Below are 21788 nucleotides of genomic sequence, written 5' to 3' on the forward strand. Positions count from 1 at the left end.
GGACGCCGTCCAGCCATTCAGACACCACGACGGACCCGGTCATCGGGTCCACCGACAAGGAGCACACCATGACTACTTCCACCATCGGCCTCATCGCCGGCCTGCTGCTGGCGATCGCCGCCGCGGCCGGCGGGTTCGCCGGATTCCTGATCGCCCTCGTCCTGGGTGCTGCCGGATACCTGATCGGCGGACACTTCGACGGAGAGGTCGACCTCTCCGCCCTCGTGGGGCGGCGCGACCGTGGCTGACGCCGTGGCCACCGCGCCCGCGGCCGACCGCGGCCGCACCGTGATCGCCGACAAGGTCGTCGAGCGCGTCGCCTCCATCGCGACGTCCGAGATCGAGGCCGTCATCGACACGCGCACGGGCTGGACCAAGCTGGTGCGCAAGGGCCTGCCGCACGCCGAGGCCGTCGTGGCGGGCGGCACGTCGCGAATCACCGTCGAGGTGGCCGCGACCTGGCCCACGCCGTTGGCCCAGGTCGCCGCCCAGGTGCGCGAGCACGTGAGCCGACAGGTCTCCGACATCACCGGCGTCACCGTCACGCGGGTCGACGTCACGGTGGCCGACGTGGTGCACCTCGAGGCCACCGAGGCCCGGGTGCACTAGCCCGCCCACGAGCCGATCCGCGACGGCGACCCACCAGGAGCACCAGGAGAAGGAAGAACCGATGACCACCACACCCGACATCCCCACCCGCGACACCGCAGACGCCCAGGTGGACCCGACCGCGACGTCGCGCGTCGCGGCTCCCCCCGCGCCGGCCGTCGGCGCTGACGATGCGTTGCGCGCCGCCAAGCCCCCGGTGGGGACCGGGGCCTCGCCGCTCGTCGCCCAGCTGATCGCGCTCGCCTTCATCGGGTTGGGAGTCGTGGGGGTCCAGACACTCCTCGTGTCCCTGGACGTCGTCAGGGACCGGGCATGGATCTCCTCGGCCGTCGAGGCCGGTGACGGCATCGCGGGTGACTCCGCCCTGGTCCTCGTGTCGGGGATCGTCGCGGTGGCGCTGGGGCTGCTGCTGCTGCCCATCGTCTTCAGGCGCCGGCCCCGGAAGGGCCTCGCGCTGAGGGCCAACACCGGCGTGCACCTGCGTCCTCGTGACCTCGCAGACGTCCTCGAATCAGCCCTCCAGGGTGCCGACACCCTTGCCGACGTCCGGGTGAAGGCCACCCGCCGCAAGGTGCGCATCACCGCGGACTCCGTGGCTGCCAAGGACCGCAACGGCCAGGTCAAGGACGACATCGACTCACGCGTCGGCCCCGCGCTCGACGCACTGGAACGGAAGCCGCGGCTCGCGGTCACCATCCGGAACGACGGAATCTGAGGAACTGCCATGACGACTCGCAAGACACTCCTCATCGACCGCACCGCGACCTTCCTCCTGGCGCTCGTGCTGGTCCTCGGCGGCGCCGCATCCATCTGGTGGTGGAGCGGAGCGACGATCAACGGCCACCAGCCGCTCGCCACCAGCGACACGAGCCAGGTGGCCCAGGTGGTCGACGACTCATGGTTCGCATGGGTCGCCGCGCTGGTCGGCATCGTCCTGGCCCTGGTCGGGATCCGGTGGATCGCCGCGCACCTGACCAGGTCGCGCGTGAAGCACCTCGTCCTCGGGGGGTCCGACGCCACGGGCCGACTCGACGTGGCCGGCTCCAAGGTGGCCGACGCCGCCGCTGACGCCCTCGCGACCACCGTCGGCGTCCGATCGGCCCGGGGCGCCGTCGTACGCGACCGAGGTCAGCTCGTCGCCACCCTCAGTGCCGTCATCGAACCCGACGCCGACCTCGCGCTCCTGGCTCGCCGAGCCGACGAGGTGTCGGCGCAGCTCGCAGGTGCCCTCGGACGCGACGACCTGCACTGCAGCGTGCAGTTCCGGGTCGCCTCCCGCGGGCGCGCGCTCCCGCGCGCCCGCTGACGCACCCACGGCACGCATCGACTTCCCCGGCAGATCGCCGGGGTAGGCACCACCGCACCACCCGACCCAGAAGAAGGAGAAGCAGATGGGACTGGCAGACAAGGCCAAGAACGCCGCCGAGGACCTCGTGGGCAAGGCCAAGGAGGTCGTCGGCGAGACGACCGACAACGACAGCCTGAAGGCCGAGGGCAAGGCCGACCAGACGAAGTCCGACATCAAGTCGGCCGGCGAGGACGTCAAGGACGCCTTCAAGAAGTAGTGCCCACCGCGTGCGGTGTGCGGCGGACCGGCCCCATCCGGCCGCCGCACCCGCGCGTCGGCACCGACCGCACGACGGCGCGTCCGCGCCGCCACGAACAAGTAGGACGGAGAACACCCATGGCTCGCACCAAGCGAAACCTGTTCGCACTGCTCGGATGGGCAGTCTGGAAGCTGCTCGCGCTGGTGGGACTTCCGCGGCCAAGAAGAAGCTGAACGAGCAGAACCGCAGCCGCAGCGCCTAGCCGCCCCGGGGCGGCGGTCGCCGGGCCGTCAGGCGCTCACAGGTCGACGGTGCGGTTCTCGGCCGGGAACTCGTCAGGGTCGTCGTTGCGGATCGCCTTGACCATGCCGAGGAGCTGGCGTGCCTTGCTGGTGGCCGCGTCCCAGTACTCGGCGGTCTCGCCGTGCACCTTCAGCAGGCAGAGACCGGGGGTGTCGAGGCCGTCGGGGAACCACGTCTCGAGCGGCTTGGCCCACAGCTCCTCGGCCTTGGCCCGGTCGTGCACGACCTCGGCCGTCCCGGCGATCGACGTCCACTCGCTCTTCTTGTCGTTGGACAGCGAGACGTTGACCCGAGGGTGCGCCGAGATCTGCTGCACCTTGTCGGAGTCGTCGTAGGTGAAGAACCACAGGTCGCCGTCGAACTCGGCCTCCTGCACGGCCATCGGCCGGCTGACGTGGTCCCCGTCCGCCGTCATCGTCGTCAGCATCGCCGACTCCGCCCGGCCGATGAGCTCGATGACCTTGCCGCGATCGTCCTGGTTCCCTGCCATGACCTGCTCCGTTCGTCGATGTCCCTCGAGTCAACCAACGACGACCCACCCTGTGACCACCCCGATGAACACTGCCGCAAACACTGCGCGAGCACTGCCGGGAGGTGCGGTGTCAGGAGTCGGCGTACGTCGCGAAGCGCCGCAGCAGCGACGCGGAGCGGCGCGGATCCTCGTCCAGCCCGGAGACGTCGGCGCCGGGCGCCGGCAGCCTCACCCCGAGGCGCTGCGCCGTGTCGCTGCAGAACCGCGCGGCATCCCGGACCACGTCGGGCTCGAGGCTGAGCAGCACCTCGAAGCGTCGGGCGTCGTCGGCACCGGTGCGCGGTGGCTCCCACGCCGACAGCACGACGCTCATCTGCCGGTCGGCGCAGACCAGGAACCACTCGTTGAGCATGGGCGAGTCCCGCGGCAGGGCGACGCGGGCCGGGGTCGCGGCCGGATCGGACCGGTCGAAGCTCGAGAAGGCGGTGGCCGAGCTCGCCGAGCGTGAGAGCTCCCGCCAGCGCCGGCCCGCCAGCCGGAAGGACCGCTCGTCCTGGAAGCAGCCGAAGAGCTGCGGGCGTGAGGCGTGGGCCAGGCACTCGTCCTCGATGGACCACGTGAGGGCCTTCATCACCTTGATGCCGAGCGTGATCGGCTGGACGTGGGGGTGGGACGCACGCAGGTCGGCGTACAGCGACTGCTGACCCTCCTGGCCCGCGAGCTCGGCGAGCTCGACGGCAGCGCCCAACCTGAGCCCCCGCTCCCGCGCCTCGACCACTCGACGGACCCGGTCGAGGTCGGCCGCGTGGTAGCGCCGCTGCCCACCGCTGGTGCGCACCGGCGTCGGGAACCCGAACCGCTGCTCCCACGACCGGAGCGTGGTCGCCCCGACCCCGGACAGCGCGGCAAGCTCCCCGATGGAGAGCAGGGCCGGGGCCGGGTCGTGGGAGGAGCGCCCCTCTGCAGGGGTGAGGTGCGGGGGCGCCATGGCCACGATGCTAGTGCTTCATCAGCATGTTGAAGTATGGGCAACCGAACTTCGGCGACATGTCCAAGTAGGGGAAGGGGTCGAGGGTGGTGCTGCACGTGGCCTCGGCGTCTCCCGTGGTGCTCGTCGTCGGAGGAACCTCCGGCATCGGCCTGGCCACCGCGTCCCTGCTGTCCGCGGACGACCGCGACGTCCGTGTGGCGATCGCGGCCCGCGACGACCGCGCCCTGGCGCGCGCGGCAGCCGCCCTGCCGGGTGAGCCGATGCTGGTGCCGCTCGACCTGACGGACGGTCCCTCGGTGGCGGCGGCGGTGGACCAGGTGATGGCGAGGTTCGGCCGTCTCGACGCCGTGGTCACCACCGCACAGGTGATGGCCTACGGGAAGGTCGACGAGGTCCCGGTCGAGGTCCTCGACGCGGTCGTGAGCACCGCCATCCAGGGGACGGCGCACCTCGTGCGCGCGGTGCTCCCGGTCTTCCGCCAGCAGGGCCACGGCAACCTCGTCGTGGTCAGCTCGCTCCTGGCCCGCATCGCGGTCCCCGAGATGGGTGCCTACAACGCCGCCAAGTGGGGACAGCTCGGACTGGTCCGCGCGCTGCAGATGGAGCTCCGGCGTGAGCGCAGGATCCACGTCTGCCTCGTGTCGCCCGGTGCGGTGGACACGCCGATCTACGACCAGGCCGCGTCCTACGCCGGCAGCGCCGGCTCCGCGCCGCCGCCGGTGGTGAGCGCCGCCCGGGTCGCCCGCGCCGTCGTCGACTGCCTGGACAAGCCACGCCGGCACGTGGAGGTGGGTCCCGTGAACCGACCCGCGGTCGCTGCGTTCCGGCTGGGTGCGCCGCTCTACGACCGGCTGGCGGCACCCCTCGTACGACGCGTCGTGCTGCGCGGACCGGCCGTGGCAGACCACAGCGGCAACACCATCATCGCGTTCCCCGAGCGGGAGGCGGAGTCGGGCGGGTGGACACCGTCCGGCCGACGGCGCAGCGCGGGTGGACGTCCGCGCTGGCGCCGCAGGGGAGGCGACCGGTGACGCGGACCGTCGACCAGGCCCAGGTCGTGCTGGTCACCGGGGCCTCGAGCGGGATCGGCCGGGCCACCGCCCTCGAGGCGGCCCGTCACGGGGACCACGTCACGGTGCTGGCCCGCAGCGTCTCCGAGCTGCAGGACCTCGTGACGGAGTGCGTGGCGGTGGGTGCCGCCTCCGCGTCGGTCGCCGTCGCCGACGTCTCGGACGACGCGCGCGTGGCAGAGGTCGTCCAGCTGGCCGTGGCACGCCACGGACACCTCGATGCCGTCTTCCACTGTGCCGGGGTGGTGACCTACGGGCGGGCCGAGGAGGTCACGCCGGACGACTTCACCGCGGTCATCACGACCAACCTGCTGGGCTCGGCGATCCTCGCGCGACACGTGGTGCGCGTCTTCCGCGAGCAGGAGCACGGCGTGCTCGTCCTGGTGGGCTCGCTCCTCGGGCACGTCACCGTCCCCGACATGACGCCCTACGTCGTCTCGAAGTGGGGCGTGCGCGCGCTGGCCAAGCAGCTCGCGCTGGAGAACGACGACCTGCCGCACGTGCACATCGCCCACGTCGCACCCGGCAGCGTCGACACGCCCATCTACGACAACGCCCTCGACTCGGCCGGCGCGGTGAACGCGCCGCCGCCGCCCGTGATCAGCCCGGAGCGGGCGGCCAGGGTCGTCTACCGGCAGCTGCGCTCGCCACGCGCGGAGTCGCAGACGGCGCTGGCCAACTTCGCGCTCATCTGGGCGCACAACTTCGTCCCGTTCGCCTGGCGGCGCCTCGTGGGTCCGGTCTTCCGGGCCGTCTCGCACCGCCGTCCCGACACCGAAGCCCAGAAAGGCTGACATGCACCTCACGCGCCGCCACCTGCTCACCTACTCCTCCGCCGCGGCGGGCGCCGCAGCCCTCGCGGGATGCGGGTTCACGCGGTCGAGCGACGACTCCACCGGGTCGCGCACGCTCACCTTCACGACCTGGGGCACCGAGAGCGAGCTCGCCGGATTCCGGTCCGCCATCGACTCCTTCGAGAAGGCCAACCCCGGAACCAGCGTGCAGCTGAACGCGGTGCCCTACGAGCAGATGTTCACCAACGTCGACGCCCAGATCCAGGCCGGCAACGCACCCGACGTGTTCCGGGTGCCGTACTACTCGTTCGGCGCCTACGCGGGCGCGGGCCAGCTGCTCGACCTCACCGACCACCTCGACAGCGGCTTCTCCGACCGCTTCACCCCCCAGGCCTGGGCGGCCGTGCAGAACGGCGGCTCGCCGTTCGGCGTCCCGCACCACACCGACACCTCGGTGATCCTCTACAACAAGCAGGCGCTGGAGACGGCCGGCATCGACGCGGTGCCCACGGCTCTCGACGAGGCATGGACCTGGGACCAGTTCGACGAGGTGGCCAGGCGGCTGCGCAGGTCGCTTCCCGACGACAAGTTCCCCTTCGCCTACAACTGGCAGGGCAACGGCGTCACGCGGTGGCTGAGCTGGCTCTTCGAGGCCGACGGCCGGTTCCTCGAGGACGACCTCCTCACCCCCGCGATCGACTCCGACGCAGGTCGAGCCGCGGTGGAGTTCACCCAACGGTTCTTCCCGGACCGCCTCGTGCCGCCGAACTCGTCGGTGAAGGCCACCACCTACGCAGCCGACCTCTGGTACGGCGAGACCGTGGCGATGACCTTCGGCGGAGCCTTCCTGGTGCCCGACACCGAGGCGACGGTCGACTTCGAGTGGGGGGCGACGTACTCCCCGCGCAACGTCCGCGCCGGCGGCGACTTCGGCGGCAACGCGCTCGTCGCCACCCGCGACGCCGACCCCGAGCTCGTCGCGGCGTTCTTCGACCACGTCACCCAGGCCGAGCAGATGCGCCAGTTCTGCGCGGGCGCCTCGCTCCTGCCGACCCGCGCCGACCTGGTCGAGGGCGGCATCGAGTTCGCGGTCCGACCCGAGCTGTCGCCGGTGTTCGTCGGTCAGGCGAGCACCGTCCAGGCCCAGGACTCCGGACAGGTCGCCTCGCCCTCGATGGCGAGCATCATCACCGTCCTGCAGGACCAGCTTGAAGCAGCCTTCGTCGGCGGTCAGGGCACGGAGGCCACGATCCGCGGCCTCGCCTCGGGGATCGGGGAGGCAACGGCCGGATGAGGCAGGCGGCTCGGGTCGAGGCCCGCGCGGCGTACGCCTTCGTCGCGCCGACGGCACTCCTGCTGGGACTGTTCGTCTTCCTCCCGCTCGCGTGGGCGGTCGTGATCAGCTTCCAGAGCACCGACGGGTTCGGCCAGGGTGCGTGGATCGGCCTCGACAACTACGCGCGGCTGCTCGGCGACTCCCGGTTCTGGCGGGCCAGCCTCAACACCCTGGTGTTCACGGTGGTCGTCACGCCGTTGTCGATCGGTCTCGGGCTCGCCGCGGCCCTGCTCCTCGACGCGGCGCTGCCGGCGCGACCGCTCTTCCGCACCGTGCTGATCCTGCCCATGGCGGTCTCCGGGGTGGCCACGGCGCTCGTGGGGCTGCTGTTCTTCGACGAGAACACCGGGGTCCTCAACAGCATCCTCGCGTCCTTCGGCCTCTCGGAGCCGGCCTGGCAGTCCGACGGTCCGTGGGCGTTCGCATCCGTGGTGCTCGTGACGCTGTGGTGGCGGGTCGGCTTCAACATGCTCATCTACCTCACGGCCCTGCAGGGCACCGACCCGCAGCTGCACGAGTCGGCGATGCTCGACGGCGCGTCGTGGGTGCAGCGGCTCAGGCACGTCACCATCCCCGCGCTGCGACCCGCGACCTTCTTCCTCGTCATCATCAACGTCATCTACTCCTTCCAGGTGTTCGACCTCGTCTTCGTCCTCACCGGCGGCGGTCCCGAGGACTCGACCTCGGTGCTGGTGACCTACGCCTACGAGCAGGGCTTCACCCAGCGCGACCAGGGCTACGCCGCGGCCGTCGGCATGGTGCTGCTGGTCGCGACCCTCGCCTTCACGACGCTCCAGTGGCGCCTCAACCGCGGACGGGACGGTGAGGCATGAAGCTCCTCCGGACCGTCGCCGCCTCGGTCGTCGCCCTCGTCCTCGTGTTCCCCCTGTACTGGATGGTCGTCGTCGCGCTCTCGAGCCGCCGCGACCTGCTGGGTGGTCGCGTCGGCGTCCTGCCCAGCGACCTGACCACCGACAACTTCCGCCGCGTGCTGGAGGCGTTCCCGGTCGGGACCTGGTTCGGCAACTCCGTGGCCGTCTCCTTGTCGGTGGCCGTCCTGACGGTGGTCACGAACCTGATGGCCGGGTACGCCTTCGCGCACCTGCGCTTCCGCGGGGCGAGCCCGCTCTTCGTGCTCGCACTCGGCACGCTCGTGCTGCCGGTCCAGGTCATCATGGTGGCGCTGTTCCGACTCGTCACCGAGCTGCAGCTCTACGGCACCTACTGGGCGGTCATCCTGCCCACCTCGGCCTCGGCGCTCGGGATGTTCCTGGCGCGCCAGTTCTTCCTGGGGATCCCTCGTGACCTGCTCGACGCGGCCCGGCTCGACGGGGCAGGGGAGTGGCGGACCTTCAGCCGCATCGTCCTGCCCAACGCCAAGCCGCTCGTCGCCGTGCTGTTCTTCATGAGCCTGCTGTCGTCGTGGAACGACTTCGCCTGGCCGTTGATCGCCCTCAAGGACAACGAGCTGTTCACCCTGCCGATCGGCCTGCTCTACCTCCAGGGCCAGTACGGGCCCGACTACACCGCGACGATGGCGTACGCGCTGGTCAACGTCGCGCCGATGCTGGTGCTGTTCGTGATCTTCCAGCGGTTCTTCGTGCAGGGCTTCACGTCCAGCGGCCTGCGCTGACGGGCGGCGGGGCGTGGGCCGGGGCGTGGCGCCCCCGGGGTCGCGTGTGTAGATTGACCGCGAGCCAGTCACACCCGCACGTCGGGTGAGGGAATCCGGTGAGAATCCGGAACTGTCGCGCAGCGGTAAGAGGCGACGGGCGAAGCACACAGCCACTGGACCGAGAGGTCTGGGAAGGCGCTTCGTCCGGTTGACCCCGAGTCCGAAAACCTGCTGGTTCGGTCCATCACACGAGCTTCGCGATCTGAGCTCCCGACACCGGCAGGCCCCCCTTTGCACCAGCTCCGTGCTGCGCCCCCGCGCCGCGCCCCGAGGCGTGTCCCCGTCCCGGTCGCGCTCGTCGTCCTCGTCCCGGCGATCCTGGTCACGGCGGTGGTCTCGACCGGCTTCGGTGCCGAGCCGCTTCCGGTCGGCGTCGTCGTCGAGGCGCTGGCGGCCCGCTTCGGCGACGGCCCGCGGGACCCGGCGTACGACGCGATCGTGTGGGAGCTCCGGCTGCCGCGGACCCTGCTCGGGTTCGTGGTCGGTGCGGGCCTCGCGGTCGCCGGGGCCGGCATCCAGACGCTCGTCCGCAACCCCCTGGCCGACCCGTACCTCCTGGGTGTCTCCTCGGGCGCGAGCGTCGGTGCCACGGCCGTCATCACCCTCGGCGTGCTCTCGGGCGCCGGGACGTGGGCGCTGTCGGTCGGTGCGCTCCTCGGCGCGCTGGCGGCCTCCGCGATCGTGTTCGGCATCGCCCTGCTCCAGGGCGGTCTGACGCCGCTGCGCCTGGTGCTCACCGGGACGGTGCTGTCGGCTGCGTTCTCCTCGATCGCCAGCTTCATGGTGTTCAAGAGCTCCGAGCCGCAGGCTGCGCAGTCCGTGCTGTTCTGGCTCCTCGGCTCGCTGTCGGGCACCACGTGGGCCCAGCTGTGGCTGCCGCTGGTGACGGTGGTCGCCTGCTTCGCGCTGCTGATGTCGGCGAGCGGGTGGCTCGACGCCCTCGCGGTCGGACCCGAGACGGCGGCTGCGCTCGGTGTCCCGGTCCCCGCCCTGCGCATCGCACTGTTCGTCCTGCTCTCCGTGCTCGTCGGCGTCCTGGTCGCGGTCGCCGGGGGCATCGGGTTCGTCGGTCTCGTCCTGCCCCACCTCTCGCGCCTCCTCGTCGGCCCGCGACACCGCGCCAGCCTGCCGGTGGCGGCGCTCGCGGGCGGGCTGTTCCTGGTGTGGGTCGACGTGATCACCCGGGTCGCCGTACGCCCGACCGAGATCCCCCTGAGCGTGGTCACCGGGCTGATCGGCGCCCCGATCTTCCTGCTGCTGCTGGGCCGTCGGGCCTACCGGTTCGGAGGCGAGTCATGACCACCGCCGACGTCGCTGCGCCGACAGCGGCGAAGACCGCCCTCGAGGTGCGTGACGTCTCGTGCGCCATCGGCCGCCGCACGATCCTGGCGGGGGTCGACCTCGAGGTGCGTCCGGGGGAGGTGCTCGGGCTGGTCGGCGCCAACGGCAGCGGCAAGTCGACCCTGCTCCGGGCGCTCGCCGGCGTACGTCCGGCCGCGAGGGGCGAGGTCGTCCTCGACGGCGTGCCGCTCTCCTCGATGCGGTCGCGTGAGCGCGCCCGACGCATCGCGTTCGTCGCCCAGGAGGAAGCCGCCCCGGCCGACCTGCTGGTGGTCGAGATGGTCGCGCTCGGGCGAGTGCCGCACCTGCGTGCGTCCGGCGGGATGGACGACGAGTCGCGAGCCGCGGTCGAGGAGGCCCTGCGCCTTGTCGACCTGGAGCACTCCGCCCAGCAGCCGCTCGACCGGCTCTCGGGCGGCGAGCGCCGTCGCGCGGTGATCGCCCGGGGCCTGGCCCAGGGGGCACCGCTGCTGCTGCTGGACGAGCCCACCAACCACCTCGACATCCGCCACCAGCTCGACCTGATGCGGCTCGTGCGGTCACTCGGGAAGACCGTCGTGGTCGCGATCCACGACCTCGACCTCGCCGCGACCTTCTGCGACCGGATCGCCGTGCTCCACGACGGCGGCGTCTTCGCCTGCGGCACCCCGGACGAGGTGCTCGTGCCCCACGTCCTCCACGACGCGTTCGGCGTGCTCGCCACCCGCGTCACCCACCCCCTCACCGGCAGGACCCACCTGCTGTTCAGCCACGATGAAAGGGAGCAGCACCCATGAGAAGCACCACCAGCCACCACGCCCGGACCGGTGGCAGCGTCCTCGCAGCCGTGTCGGTCCTCCTCCTCGCCGGCTGCGGCTCCTCGGGCGATGAGGACGGCTCGTCCTCCGGGGCCGGGTCCTCGGCGGACGCCTCGACCGTGTCGGTGTCCAACTGCGGGACCGACGTCGAGTTCCCGACGCCCGCGCAGGACCTCTTCGTCAACGACAGCAACCTGATCTCGATGGTGCTCGCCCTCGGCGCCGAGGACCAGGTGGCGGCGGTGTCCAGCATCGGTCGCGACCAGGAGGTCCTCACCGAGCACTACGGCGACGCGGTGGCCGGGCTCAACCAGGTCTCCGACGACTACCCGAGCCTCGAGACGGTCATCGCCGCGCGGCCCGACGTCATGGTCGCCGGCTGGAACTACGGCTACGACGAGACCAAGCAGCTCACCCCCGACAGCCTCGCCCAGCGCGACATCGCGGCGTACGTCCTCACCGAGTCGTGCCGCCAGGACGGCAGCGACGCCCGCGGCATCGTCGACCCCTGGACCGCGCTGCGCGAGGACATGACCAACCTCGGCGCCATCACCGGCACGCAGGACAGGGCGACGGAGGTCGTCGCCGACTTCGACGCCCGCCTCGACGCGCTCGACGCGTCGCCGCGCGCCGAGGAGGACCCGGTCGTCTTCGTGTTCGACAGCGGCGAGAAGGCCGTCTTCACGTCCGGTGCCTTCGGCGCGCCCCAGGCGGTCATCGAGGCCGGCGGCGGAGTCAACGCCATGTCCGACCTCGAGGACACCTGGACCGAGGTCTCCTGGGAGCGGCTCGCCGCCTCGCGGCCCGAGGCGTTCGTCTTCGTCGACTACCCCGGCCAGACCTTCGAGCAGAAGGTTGCCGTCCTGAAGGCCAACCCGGCCACCAGGGACCTGCCCGCCGTCGAGGAGGAGAGGTTCCTCAACCTGCCCTACGCGATGTGGACCAGCGGCCCGCTCAACATCGACGCCGCCGAGCAGGTGCGCGCCGCGCTCGAGGAGTGGGAGCTCGTGCCGACCGCGTGACGGCGACCAGGCACCCGGACGCTCCTGCGTGCGCCACCCCCTAGGGTCGGCGGGGTGAAGATCACCGCCGCCGTCCTCGAGGTGCTCGGAGCCGAGAGGCCCTACGCCAGCAGCACGCCGCTCACTGTCGGGGAGCTCGACCTCGACCCGCCGGTGGGACGTGAGGTTCTTGTGCGGATGGAGGCGGCCGGGATCTGCCACAGCGACCTGTCGGTCGTCGACGGCAACCGCCCGCGCCCGGTGCCGATGCTGCTCGGGCACGAGGCGTGCGGTCGCGTCGAGGCGGTCGGCCCGGACAGCGCGCTCGACGTCGGCCAGCGCGTCGTGATGACCTTCCTGCCCCGCTGCGGCGAGTGCGAGGGCTGCCGGACCGACGGCATCAGGCCATGCGTCGTCGGCAGCGCGAGCAACGAGGCAGGGCACCTGGTCGGTGGAGGGTCGCGGATCTCGCGCGGTGGCGAGACCGTCAGCCACCACCTCGGTGTCTCCGGCTTCGCGACCCGTGCGGTCGTCGACGAGCGATCCGTGGTGCCGGTCGGCGACGACGTACCTCCCGCGATCGCGGCGGTGCTGGGCTGCGCGGTCCTCACCGGTGGGGGCGCCGTGCTCAACGCGGGGCGTCCGCGGCCCGGCGACACGGTCGCGGTGGTCGGACTCGGCGGTGTCGGCATGGCCGCGCTGCTGACGGCGCTCTCCGTCGACGACGTCACGGTGGTCGGCATCGACGCCGCGGCCGACAAGCTCGACGTGGCCCGTGCTCTCGGCGCGCACCGTGCCCTCACGCCGGCCGAGGCGGTCGAGTCCGGTCTCGCCGCCGACGTCGTCGTCGAGGCGGCGGGCAACGTCCGCGCCTTCGAGACCGCGGTCGACGTCACCGGTCCGGGAGGTCGTACGGTCACCGTCGGCCTGCCACCCGCAGCCCCGATGGCCACCATCTCGCCGCTACGGCTCGTCGCCGGCGGCCGCTCGATCATCGGCAGCTACCTCGGCTCGGCCGTGCCTGCGCGCGACATCCCGGCGTTCGTGGAGCTGTGGCGGGCGGGCAGGCTCCCGGTCGAGAAGCTCATCACCTCGACGATCGCGCTCGCCGACGTCAACCAGGGCATGGACGACCTCGCCGACGGCCGGGCCCTCCGTCAGGTCATCACCTTCCCCGACATCTGAGGACGTGGCGTACGTCGTCCGGCCCTGGACTCGTACACCCCGTCCTCAGGTATCGGGGGTCATGTCTGAGCGGGTCAGGCGTTGCGACCCCGCGCCGTCACGGGCCATGGGGTGTCGTGGCCGGTCGGCCACAGCTCGTCGGCGAGGTTGACCGCGGTGCAGCAGTGGTTCGGCACGACCAGCACCCGGCTCCCGAGGGCGGGCAGCGGGCCGGGCAGCTCGGCGACCGCGTGGTGCTCGGAGAGCTGGACGATCCGCGCGTCGGGGTGGTCGAGCAGCCGGCCGGACCCGGTGGCGTACGCCGCCCGGTCCGCGCCGAGCACCTTGGATCCGGCGTCGAGCACGGCGCGGCCGCCCGCGTGGCTGACGACCGTGGCCACCGCCGTCAGCGCGATGTCGTCGGACGGCATCGCGCCGAGCTCCCACTGCTGCGCGTCGCCGAAGACGTAGACGCCGGGCCGCACCTCGGTCAGCACCGAGGTGTCGGCGTGCTCGAGCGACGGGGTCGACCCGCCGCTGACGACCTGCGCGGCGACGCCTGCCGACGCGAGCGACGTACGCGCCGTGGCGAGGGCGCCTGCCTCGTCGCGGGCCGCCGCGGCGCGCCCGTCGAGCGAGTAGGAGTGTCCGGGGAAGGTGAACACGCCGCGCACCGCCACGGGAGCGGCGGCGAGCGCGACCTCGCCGGCGGACGCCGGTTCGGCGCCGCTGCGGTGGTGGCCCGAGTCGACCTCGACGACGACCTCGACGCCGCTGCCGGCGAGCCGGGACGCGGCCCTCCGCGCGCCGTCCACCGAGTCGACCCCGATCGCGATCCGGGTGCCGGACCCCGCGAGCGTCCGGAGCCGCGCCGCGAGTGCGTCGGTCAACCACAGGGGATAGGCGATGAACAGGTCCGTGCAGCCGCTCGCCGCGAACGCCTCGGCCTCGCCGACGGTCGCGACCGTCAGCCCGACGGCGCCCGACGCCAGCTGGAGCCGGGCGATGTCCGCGGACTTGTGGGTCTTGGCGTGCGGCCGGAGGACGACGCCGACCTCGGCGGCCGAGGTCGCCGCGCGCTCGACGTTGGCCCGCAGGCGGGCGACGTCGACCCGGAGGTACGGCGTGGCGCGGTCAGCCACCGAGGTGCCGCCACTCGCCCTCGGAGACGACCTCGACCCGGTCGCCGTCGACGACGACGGCCGACTGCTCGTCGAGGGCGTAGGCCGGGTTGCCGAGGCCGGCGGCCCACTCCTCGGCGATCTCGAAGGTGTTGCCCGGGAACAGGCCGACGTGCGGGAAGATCGAGAAGTCGACCAGGCCGAGCGTCCGGTCGCCCTGAGCGGCCTCCCACTCGACGAACAGGTCGCCGATCCGCGGCGTCAGCACCATGCTCCCGGCGCTGACGCCGACCCAGACCGTGTCGTCCAGCTCGGGCAGCAGGTCCAGGACGCCGGACTCGCGCATCCAGTGGGCGAGGTACGTCGCCTCGCCGCCGTCGACGAGCAGCACGTCGGCCTCCCGGACCCAGGGCTCCCAGCGCTCGCGGGCGATCGTCGGGAGCGCGGTGAGCTCGAGCATCCCGACGGACCTCCAGCCCAGGCCGGTCATGGTCGGGGGAGTCCCGTCGGCCACGAACCGGCGCAGCGACGCCGGCCCGCACATCGGGTGGCCCCACTGCGCCGTGGGGATGCCGAGCGCCGTCGACTCCTCGATCGGCTTGCCGAGCAGCCCGACCAGCGCGGACCTGATGCTGGCGTTGGTGACGCCGCCGGAGGTGAGCAGGAGCTTCATGCCCAGCATCGTCGCAGAGTCGGCGCCCGGACTACGGTCAGCACGTGACCGACTACCAACGGATCCTCGTGGTCAGCACGCAGGCGACCGACGGCGACCTGTCGCGCGTGCGCGGTCGCCTCGGCTCCACGACGGTCGTGCTCACCGCCCCGACCGGTGAGGCGAAGCGGGTGGTCCGGGCGCTGGGCCGTGACGCGCGCCCCGAGGTCGTGCTCGCGCCCGTGCGGTTCCCCGACGTCGACCGCGGCCACCGTCTCGACGAGCTCGTGCGACAGCACGCGGTCGTCGACCGGTTCCGCGACGTCGTCGTGGTGGCCGACCCGGCCACGATCACCCTGCTGCTGCGCGTCCTCGCGCCCGACCAGCTGCCGGAGTCCGGGCCGGTGACCGAGGTGGGCCTGCGGCGGGGAAGCCGTCCGGTGCCTCTCGGGCGCGCGGCGGCCATCGGGATCGGCCTCGCCCTCGTCGCGGGGCTGCTGTCGGCCGTCGTGCCGGTGTGGGTGCTGCCGCTGCTCGCGCTGCTAGTCGGGCTGGGCCTGCTCGCCGTCCCGAGCCGCCGGCACGTGGGCCAGACGCTGCTGATCGCGACCGGTGTCGCGCTGGTCTTCAGCCTGCTGGCGATCGCGGGGTCGTCCCGCTTCCCCGGGTCGTGGTGAGCCGGGTCAGGTGAGGGTCAGGTCGGCTGCACGAGTGCGGGCGTACGGCGCAGCACGACGACCATCGCGCAGACCGTGAGCAGCAGGACCGAGGCCAGGGCGACCACCCCGTCCCAGCCGGCGTGGCTCCACGCGACGGCGCCGAGGTTGCCGAACACCGAGGCGCCGACGTAGTAGGCGAAGAGGTAGAACGACGCCGCCTGCCCGGTGCTGACCCCGGCGAGGTGCGCGCGCGAGGTCACCCAGCCGCTGGCCAGGCCGTGGATGCAGAAGAAGCCGATCGTGAGCGCCGCCATGCCGAGCACGACGAAGGGCAGCGACCCGCTGAGGGTCAGCCAGACGCCGCCGAGCGCGAAGGCGCAGCCGACCGGGATGGTCGCGCGACGGCCGATCCGGTCGGCCACCCGGCCGGACGTCGCCGAGCTGAGGCTGCCGAGCGCGTAGACGAGGTAGACCAGGCTGACGGCTCCGACCGACAGCGAGTAGGGCGCCTCGCTCAGCCGGAAGCCCAGACCGTTGAAGACCGCCACCATCGTGCCGATGCCGCAGCCGCCGAGCACGTAGAGCGCGACGAGCGCTCGGTCGCGCATCGCGTCGCGTGCGCCGGTCAGCACGCTGCCGAACCCCGCCGAGCGGGGGGAGAAGTGGCGCGAGGCCGGCAGGAGCCAGGCCACGAGAGCGGCGCACACGAGGGCGAAGGTGCCGGCGGCGGCGAGGCCCCAGCGCCAGCCGGCGACGTCGGCGACCGGCGCCGTCACGATGCGGCCGGCCATCCCGCCGAGCGCGGTGCCGCCGATGTAGAGGCCGAACGCCCGCCCGTGCGCGGAGTGGTGCAGCTCCTCGCGGAGGTACGCCGTCGCGACCGCCGGCAGCCCGGCGAGCGTGATGCCCTGCAGGGTCCGCAGCGCCAGCAGCCACTCCCACGACGGTGCGACCGCGCAGGCCAGGGCCACGACGGAGGCCGACCAGAGGGAGAGGTGGATCAGCCGGGTGCGGCCGACGACCTCGGAGACCGGACCGGCGACGAGGAGCGCGACGGCCAGGGCCGCGGTGGTCAGGGAGAGCGCGAGCGTCGCGCGCGCCGGCGTCACCGCGTAGGCGCGGGCCAGGTCCGGCAGCAGTGCCTGGACGTCGTACAGCACGACGAAGGTGGCCATCCCGGCGAGGAACATCGCGACCATCACGCGGCGGTAGCCGGCGCTGCCCGGGAGGTGGGTGGTCTCCCCGAGGTCGGACGAGTGGGCGGTCGTGGTCACCGGACGATGGTGCGACCTCTCGGACACATGCGTCCAATGTCGACCCCGTCTGATTTGCATACGTCCGGCGTATGATGCTCCCATGCTGGTGCGCGACCTCGAGTGGCTGCTGCAGGTCGGCGAGCTCGGCCACGTCACCGAGGCGGCCTCGGCGCTCGGGACGAGCCAGCCGACGCTGTCGCGAGCACTCGGCCGGCTGGAGGACGAGCTGGGCGTGCGGATCTTCGAGCGGCTGCCCACCGGCGTCGCCCCGACCGCCGACGGCGAGCTGGTGCTCGAGGCCGCGCACGACCTCGTGGCCCGACACGACCTGCTGCGCGCGACGCTCGCCAACCGCGTCGACCCCGACACCGGGCTCGTCCGGCTGGCCTTCCTCGACTCGATGGCCACCACCCTCGTGCCCCGGTTGCTGCGCGCGTTCCACGCGGAGGCCCCGGGGCTGAAGGTGGCATTGAGCCAGGAGCCGGCGCACGAGATCCGCCGCGACCTCGACCGGGGCACGGTCGAGCTCGGCCTCACGATGGACCGCTCCGACGACCTCGCCTGGCTGCCGGTGCGACGCGAGCGCCTGGTCGTCGTGGTGCCGCCGACCCACCGGCTCCGCGGCCGCAAGCGGGTCGACCTGGCCGAGCTGGCCGACGACGAGCTCGTCACCACTCCGGTGGGCTACGCCCACAGCGTGATCGTGCAGGCGCTGTTCGCCGAGGTCGGTGTCGTGCCGCGGATCTCCTTCGAGAGCGCCGACCTCGCGACGATCGAGGGGCTGGTCTCCGCCGGGCTCGGGGTCGCGGTCGTGCCCGAGGCGTTCGCCGGCCAGTCGGGCTCGGTCGGGCTCGCCCTCTCCTCGGCGGGTGCGACGCGCACGATCGGCCTCTCCTGGCGCACCGACCGCCCGCTCGCGCCCCCGGCCGAGCGGTTCGTCGACTTCGTCCGCGCCCGCACGTGGGACGACTGACGTACGCCGACCCGTGCCGGCCACGGGACGACGACGGCCCCGTCCGGTATGGGGCCGGACGGGGCCTGTCGGTCTGGGTGCCGGTCGCGTGGACCGGCGGCGGGTCAGCCCTTGCGGGGCCCGAGGATCAGGTTGCCGATCGCGCTGCGCGGGCGCGGGATCGCCGGCGCGGGCCACCAGCCCATGGTCGAGAAGGACGGGCGGGCGGCGTTGAAGCCCTCGCGGTAGACGAAGTTGCCGCCGCACTCGCAGATCCAGCGCTCGCCGACCTCGTGCTCGCCGTCGGCCGCCGGAGCCCCCTCGGTCTCCAGGCAGATGTGCAGCATCGTGGAACCCATCGCGCACCCCTCACTGTGCTCGGCCCGAGCGGTCTGTCCTGCTCATGGTGCGCCGCGGGCGCGCGCAGCGAAATGGCCGAGATGCGAATTCCGGGTCATCTTGATGAAAACTCGGAAGATCGTGCTGGCTTGCCCGAAATTGACAGGTGCTTTCCGCAGGTCAGATCCAGCGACGGAACCAGATCCGCGCGTCCCACTCCGACTTCGTGAGCAGCACGTCGGTCCAGATCGGCCAGAACCACGCGAAGGCGATCAGGGCGAGCACGGTGTAGCTCCCGGCGACGACCACACCGAACGTACGACGAGGGGTGGGCACGTCGGAGGTGCCGATCAGGTGACCCATCGCGAGTGCGATCGAGAGCACCATGAACGGCAGGCAGGCGATCGCGTAGAAGAAGAAGATCGGCCGGTCGTCGTAGAGGAACCACGGCAGCCACGTGCTGGCCAGTCCGACCACCGCGATGCCGTGCCGCCAGTCGCGCGCGCCGATCCACAGCAGGAGCGAGGCGATCATCGCCAGGCACCCGCCCCACCAGATCACCGGGTTGCCGAGCAGCAGGATCTGCCGGATGCAGGTCGAGCCGCTGGGGGCGTCGCAGCCCTGCGAGCCGGGCTGGATGTCGGTCTGCGCGTCGACCCCCACGGGGCGGCCCATGAGCAGCCAGGTCGACGGCTTGGAGGCGTAGATGTGGGTCGAGTCGTTGAGGAAGTGGCTGTGGAACGCGTAGACGTCGTGGTGGTAGTGCCACAGCGACCTCAGCGACTGGGTGACCTCGCCGAGGCCCTCCGCGTCCGGCTCGGTCGCCGTCGGCCACTGCTCGCCGCCGCCGTACGTCGTGTACTGCGTGTTGCTGAGCGTCTGCTCGTAGGCGTCGGCGTGGATGAGCCAGCCGGTCCACGAGACGACGTACGTCACTAGGGCGACGCCGACGAGCGCGAGGAACGCCGGGGCGCCGTCGAGGAAGATCGAGCGGAGCAGTGGCCGCTTCTGGCCGAAGGCCCGGCGCGCGCCCGCGCTCCACAGCCAGGCGAGCAGGCCGAAGACGGCGAGCGTGTAGGCCGCCGACCACTTCGTGCCGCACGCGAGGCCGAACATGATCCCGCCGAGGAGCAGCCACGGCCGCCACAGGCCCAGCGCCCGGCCGTGCCGCCCGGACGCGAGGCGGTCGCGCAGCCACTGCCGGTCGGCGACGACGCAGTGCACGCCGCAGAGGATGAAGAAGGCCAGGAAGATGTCGAGGAGCGCGAGGCGGGACAGCACGAGCTGGAGCCCGTCGATGCTCAGCAGCAGGCCGGCGACCAGGCCGAGCACGGTCGAGCCGGTGACCCGCCGCACGAAGCGGCACATCACCAGCACCATCAGCGAGCCGACGATCGCCGAGGCCATCCGCCAGCCCGTGGGGTCCATGCCCCAGGCCTTGATGCCGAGCGCGATCAGCCACTTGCCGACCTCGGGGTGGACGATCATCGACGGGTCGTCCTGCCACAGCCCCAGGACGTTGCCGTTGAGGATCGTCTTGTCGGCGTCGTCGACGTACTTCAGCACGTAGCCGTGGTTGAGCAGCGACCAGGCGTCCTTGGCGTAGTAGGTCTCGTCGAAGGAGAACTGGTGCGGCGTGCCGAGGTGCCAGCGGCGCAGGAAGAACGCCAGCGCGGCCAGGCAGATCGCGCCGACCCAGCCGAGGGCCGGGTCCTCCGAGCGCCAACGCGGACGGTTCCGCTCGGTGGCAGTCGGAGTCACGCGGGAACTCTAACCAGAGCCGCACCCTCGTCGACCGCCCCGCGCGGTCCCCTGCGGCGTCGGGGGATCGGCTCGGCGAGCTGTCCACGTCGGGCGGTGCGGCCTTGACGTGACGCTGGCCACATCGCAGACTCGTCGCACCGATTCAGACATGCGAACTCCGTTCGACAGGTCGCCCCGACGAGAGGTTTCCATGCCACGCGACGCCCGGTCCGCCGCACGTACGACGTCGAGGGCGCGCACCGTCCTCACCGTGCTCGCACTCCTCTGCGCGGTCCTGCCCGGGGCGTGGGTCGCTGCGACGGCCTCGACGGGCTCGACGGGTGCCGCGGCCGCGGGTCGCACCTGGGTCGTCGACGCGATCGACCCGGCCGCCGGGACGTCCGGGCTCAACCGCTGGGAGTCGGTCGACACGGGCAGGAACATCGTCACGATCGCGGTCGGCGACACCGTCGTGTGGGAGTTCGACCAGGCCAACCAGGCGCACGACCTCAAGTCGAAGCCCAAGGTCGACCCGTGGGACCGGGACTGGGACTTCCACCAGTCGTGGGTGCCGGCCGACGGCGCCAAGACCCTCTCCCACACCTTCACCCAGGCCGGCACCTACAACTACGAGTGCACGCTGCACGCCGGGATGATGGAGGGCACGGTCATCGTCACCGACGACGCGAGCAACACCGCGCCGACCGCGAGCCCGGTCGTCGGGCTCGACAGCGTCACCCCCAACGTCCTCCACGCGACCGCCAACGCCACCGACGCCGAGGGTGACCCGCTGAGCTACTCGTGGGACTTCGGTGCCGGCGGTGCCCGCGCCACCACGAACCACGCCATGCACGACTACTCCGCCCCGGGCCAGTACGTCGTCCGGCTGCGGGTGAGCGACGGGCGCGGTGGCCTCTACGCCCAGGACTTCCCGGTCACCGTCGCGGCCGGCGGCGGCACGACCGAGCCCCCGGCCGACGGAGCGCTGCCCGACATCGACGCCCTCGCCACCGGCGGCGCGTCGCTCACCGCCGCGTTCTCCACGCAGGTGACCACCCACGGCCTGCTCGCGCCCTTCGCCGCCTGGACCGCCGCGGACGGCCCCCTGGCCGGCGAGGCGACCATGGTGCGCCGTCGCGGGTCGACGTACACCTCGCTGAGCGTGACCGGCGCGAAGGCGAGCACGACCTACGACCAGGTGCACGTGCACGAGCAGCCGTGCGGCACCGGCAACGGCGGCGTGCACTTCCGCTTCGACGAGACGCAGCCGTTCGCCGAGGTCAACGAGATCTGGCCGCTCTTCACGACCGACGCCAGCGGTGCGAGCGGGCTGGTCGGGGTCACCAAGCCGGTGCGGGCCGGCACGAAGGCCGTCTCGCTCGTGGTCCACGACCCGGCCGACGCCTCGCGTCGACTCGCCTGCGCCGACCTCGCGCCCAGCACCTCCGACCTCGTCTACGTCTGGAGCTTCGGCGACGGCACCACCGCGACCGGCGCCGACCCCGACCACACCTACGCGCAGCCCGGCACCTACACCGCGACCGTGACGGTCACGCACGGCTCGGGGCCCCACGCCGGCCACACGTCGGTGAGCGACAGCGTGCAGGTCGTCGTCGGCGGCGGTGCCCCGCCGACCGTGCCGACGCTGCCGCCGACTGTCGATCGCACCCCGCCGCGGATCTCGACGTTCGGGCCGCGCGGGTCGTCGTCCGAGGCTCGCCCGACGATCAAGGTGCGCGTGCGCGACCGCGACTCCACGGTGCGGAAGAAGGACGTCGTGCTCCGCGTCGACGGCCGGAAGGCCACCGGCACTAAGTACGACGCGAAGCGCGGGCTCGTGACGTGGCGGCCGTCGAAGGCACTCGCGCCCGGGCGCCACGTCGTCCGCCTCGTGGTCCGCGACGCGGCCGGCAACAAGGCGTCGAAGACCTGGTGGTTCAGGGTGGTGCGACGCCCCTGACATGAT

Annotated in this window: 24 protein-coding genes and 1 riboswitch; of the genes, 17 read left to right on the top strand and 7 right to left on the bottom strand. The window is 72.3% G+C overall.

Going from position 1 to position 21788, the window contains the following annotated elements:
- Window positions 1-68: 68 nt before the first annotated feature.
- The 5 genes from EUA93_RS10410 to EUA93_RS10430 all read left to right on the top strand — a co-directional run bounded on the left by EUA93_RS10410 (window position 69) and on the right by EUA93_RS10430 (window position 2174).
- Entirely contained in the window at window positions 69-248 is a 180-nt protein-coding gene (locus tag EUA93_RS10410) for a hypothetical protein (protein WP_129400067.1), read from the top strand.
- A 4-nt stretch (window positions 249-252) separates the two neighbouring features.
- The gene (locus tag EUA93_RS10415) at window positions 253-609 is read left to right on the top strand and encodes an Asp23/Gls24 family envelope stress response protein (protein ID WP_207208657.1); all 357 of its coding nucleotides are present in this window, start codon (window positions 253-255) and stop codon (window positions 607-609) included.
- Window positions 610-670: 61 nt separating this feature from the next.
- Entirely contained in the window at window positions 671-1324 is a 654-nt protein-coding gene (locus EUA93_RS10420; protein WP_129400069.1) for an Asp23/Gls24 family envelope stress response protein, read from the top strand.
- A 9-nt stretch (window positions 1325-1333) separates the two neighbouring features.
- Complete coding sequence (locus EUA93_RS10425; RefSeq protein WP_129400070.1) at window positions 1334-1915, top strand: hypothetical protein; 582 nt, start codon at window positions 1334-1336, stop codon at window positions 1913-1915.
- 85 nt (window positions 1916-2000) lie between these two features.
- On the top strand, window positions 2001-2174 hold the full coding sequence (locus tag EUA93_RS10430) for a CsbD family protein (RefSeq protein WP_129400071.1): 174 nt from the start codon (window positions 2001-2003) through the stop codon (window positions 2172-2174).
- Between the two features lie 280 nt (window positions 2175-2454).
- Here the strand turns inward: EUA93_RS10430 and EUA93_RS10435 are convergent, their stop codons facing one another.
- Both EUA93_RS10435 and EUA93_RS10440 read right to left on the bottom strand, forming a co-directional pair.
- Window positions 2455-2949, bottom strand: a complete 495-nt coding sequence (locus EUA93_RS10435; RefSeq protein WP_129400072.1) for a pyridoxamine 5'-phosphate oxidase family protein — start codon at window positions 2947-2949, stop codon at window positions 2455-2457.
- A gap of 112 nt (window positions 2950-3061) precedes the next feature.
- Window positions 3062-3919, bottom strand: a complete 858-nt coding sequence (locus EUA93_RS10440; protein ID WP_129400073.1) for a MerR family transcriptional regulator — start codon at window positions 3917-3919, stop codon at window positions 3062-3064.
- Between the two features lie 86 nt (window positions 3920-4005).
- On the opposite strand from EUA93_RS10440, the gene EUA93_RS10445 reads away from it, so the two are divergent.
- From EUA93_RS10445 to EUA93_RS10485, 9 genes are all read left to right on the top strand, one after another.
- Window positions 4006-4953: an SDR family NAD(P)-dependent oxidoreductase gene (locus EUA93_RS10445; protein WP_129400074.1), complete on the top strand. Its 948-nt coding sequence runs from the start codon at window positions 4006-4008 to the stop codon at window positions 4951-4953.
- Window positions 4950-5786 (top strand): SDR family NAD(P)-dependent oxidoreductase, encoded by an 837-nt coding sequence (locus EUA93_RS10450; RefSeq protein WP_165355123.1) that lies wholly within the window; start codon window positions 4950-4952, stop codon window positions 5784-5786. Before EUA93_RS10445 ends, EUA93_RS10450 begins: the two co-directional genes overlap by 4 nt.
- Before the next feature lies 1 nt (window position 5787).
- Window positions 5788-7080: an ABC transporter substrate-binding protein gene (locus EUA93_RS10455; protein ID WP_129400076.1), complete on the top strand. Its 1293-nt coding sequence runs from the start codon at window positions 5788-5790 to the stop codon at window positions 7078-7080.
- The gene (locus EUA93_RS10460; protein WP_129400077.1) at window positions 7077-7955 is read left to right on the top strand and encodes a carbohydrate ABC transporter permease; all 879 of its coding nucleotides are present in this window, start codon (window positions 7077-7079) and stop codon (window positions 7953-7955) included. Before EUA93_RS10455 ends, EUA93_RS10460 begins: the two co-directional genes overlap by 4 nt.
- Window positions 7952-8755, top strand: coding sequence for a carbohydrate ABC transporter permease (locus EUA93_RS10465; protein WP_129400078.1), 804 nt, complete (start codon window positions 7952-7954; stop codon window positions 8753-8755). Before EUA93_RS10460 ends, EUA93_RS10465 begins: the two co-directional genes overlap by 4 nt.
- 48 nt (window positions 8756-8803) lie before the next feature.
- Window positions 8804-8987: riboswitch (cobalamin riboswitch) on the top strand.
- 125 nt (window positions 8988-9112) lie between these two features.
- Window positions 9113-10096 (top strand): FecCD family ABC transporter permease, encoded by a 984-nt coding sequence (locus tag EUA93_RS10470; RefSeq protein ID WP_420819077.1) that lies wholly within the window; start codon window positions 9113-9115, stop codon window positions 10094-10096.
- Window positions 10093-10914, top strand: coding sequence for an ABC transporter ATP-binding protein (locus tag EUA93_RS10475; protein WP_129400080.1), 822 nt, complete (start codon window positions 10093-10095; stop codon window positions 10912-10914). The genes EUA93_RS10470 and EUA93_RS10475 overlap by 4 nt, the downstream gene beginning before the upstream one ends.
- Window positions 10911-11957, top strand: a complete 1047-nt coding sequence (locus tag EUA93_RS10480; protein ID WP_129400081.1) for an ABC transporter substrate-binding protein — start codon at window positions 10911-10913, stop codon at window positions 11955-11957. Before EUA93_RS10475 ends, EUA93_RS10480 begins: the two co-directional genes overlap by 4 nt.
- Before the next feature lie 54 nt (window positions 11958-12011).
- The gene (locus EUA93_RS10485; protein ID WP_129400082.1) at window positions 12012-13121 is read left to right on the top strand and encodes an alcohol dehydrogenase catalytic domain-containing protein; all 1110 of its coding nucleotides are present in this window, start codon (window positions 12012-12014) and stop codon (window positions 13119-13121) included.
- Window positions 13122-13195: 74 nt separating this feature from the next.
- On the opposite strand, the gene EUA93_RS10490 is transcribed toward EUA93_RS10485, so the two are convergent.
- Both EUA93_RS10490 and EUA93_RS10495 read right to left on the bottom strand, forming a co-directional pair.
- Window positions 13196-14242 (bottom strand): alanine racemase, encoded by a 1047-nt coding sequence (locus EUA93_RS10490; RefSeq protein WP_129400083.1) that lies wholly within the window; start codon window positions 14240-14242, stop codon window positions 13196-13198.
- A complete protein-coding gene (locus tag EUA93_RS10495; protein ID WP_129400084.1) occupies window positions 14235-14894 on the bottom strand; it encodes a Type 1 glutamine amidotransferase-like domain-containing protein in 660 nt (219 codons plus the stop codon). The genes EUA93_RS10490 and EUA93_RS10495 overlap by 8 nt, the downstream gene beginning before the upstream one ends.
- Window positions 14895-14938: 44 nt before the next feature.
- Between EUA93_RS10495 and EUA93_RS10500 the strand changes: the two genes are divergently transcribed.
- Complete coding sequence (locus tag EUA93_RS10500; protein ID WP_129400085.1) at window positions 14939-15550, top strand: hypothetical protein; 612 nt, start codon at window positions 14939-14941, stop codon at window positions 15548-15550.
- A 17-nt stretch (window positions 15551-15567) separates the two neighbouring features.
- Here the strand turns inward: EUA93_RS10500 and EUA93_RS10505 are convergent, their stop codons facing one another.
- Window positions 15568-16806, bottom strand: coding sequence for an MFS transporter (locus EUA93_RS10505; RefSeq protein WP_242497316.1), 1239 nt, complete (start codon window positions 16804-16806; stop codon window positions 15568-15570).
- A gap of 82 nt (window positions 16807-16888) precedes the next feature.
- Here EUA93_RS10505 and EUA93_RS10510 point away from each other — a divergent pair, with 82 nt between their 5' ends.
- Window positions 16889-17761 (top strand): LysR family transcriptional regulator, encoded by an 873-nt coding sequence (locus EUA93_RS10510; RefSeq protein WP_129400087.1) that lies wholly within the window; start codon window positions 16889-16891, stop codon window positions 17759-17761.
- 104 nt (window positions 17762-17865) lie between these two features.
- Here EUA93_RS10510 and EUA93_RS10515 read toward each other — a convergent pair whose 3' ends face one another.
- Both EUA93_RS10515 and EUA93_RS10520 read right to left on the bottom strand, forming a co-directional pair.
- Complete coding sequence (locus EUA93_RS10515; RefSeq protein WP_129400088.1) at window positions 17866-18099, bottom strand: hypothetical protein; 234 nt, start codon at window positions 18097-18099, stop codon at window positions 17866-17868.
- A 160-nt stretch (window positions 18100-18259) separates the two neighbouring features.
- A complete protein-coding gene (locus tag EUA93_RS10520; protein WP_129400089.1) occupies window positions 18260-19840 on the bottom strand; it encodes a dolichyl-phosphate-mannose--protein mannosyltransferase in 1581 nt (526 codons plus the stop codon).
- Window positions 19841-20033: 193 nt separating this feature from the next.
- Here EUA93_RS10520 and EUA93_RS10525 point away from each other — a divergent pair, with 193 nt between their 5' ends.
- A complete protein-coding gene (locus EUA93_RS10525) occupies window positions 20034-21782 on the top strand; it encodes a PKD domain-containing protein (protein ID WP_165355124.1) in 1749 nt (582 codons plus the stop codon).
- Window positions 21783-21788 lie beyond the last annotated feature (6 nt).

The sequence above is a fragment of the Nocardioides oleivorans genome, from assembly GCF_004137255.1.
In the GTDB taxonomy this organism is placed as follows: Bacteria; Actinomycetota; Actinomycetes; order Propionibacteriales; family Nocardioidaceae; genus Nocardioides; species Nocardioides oleivorans.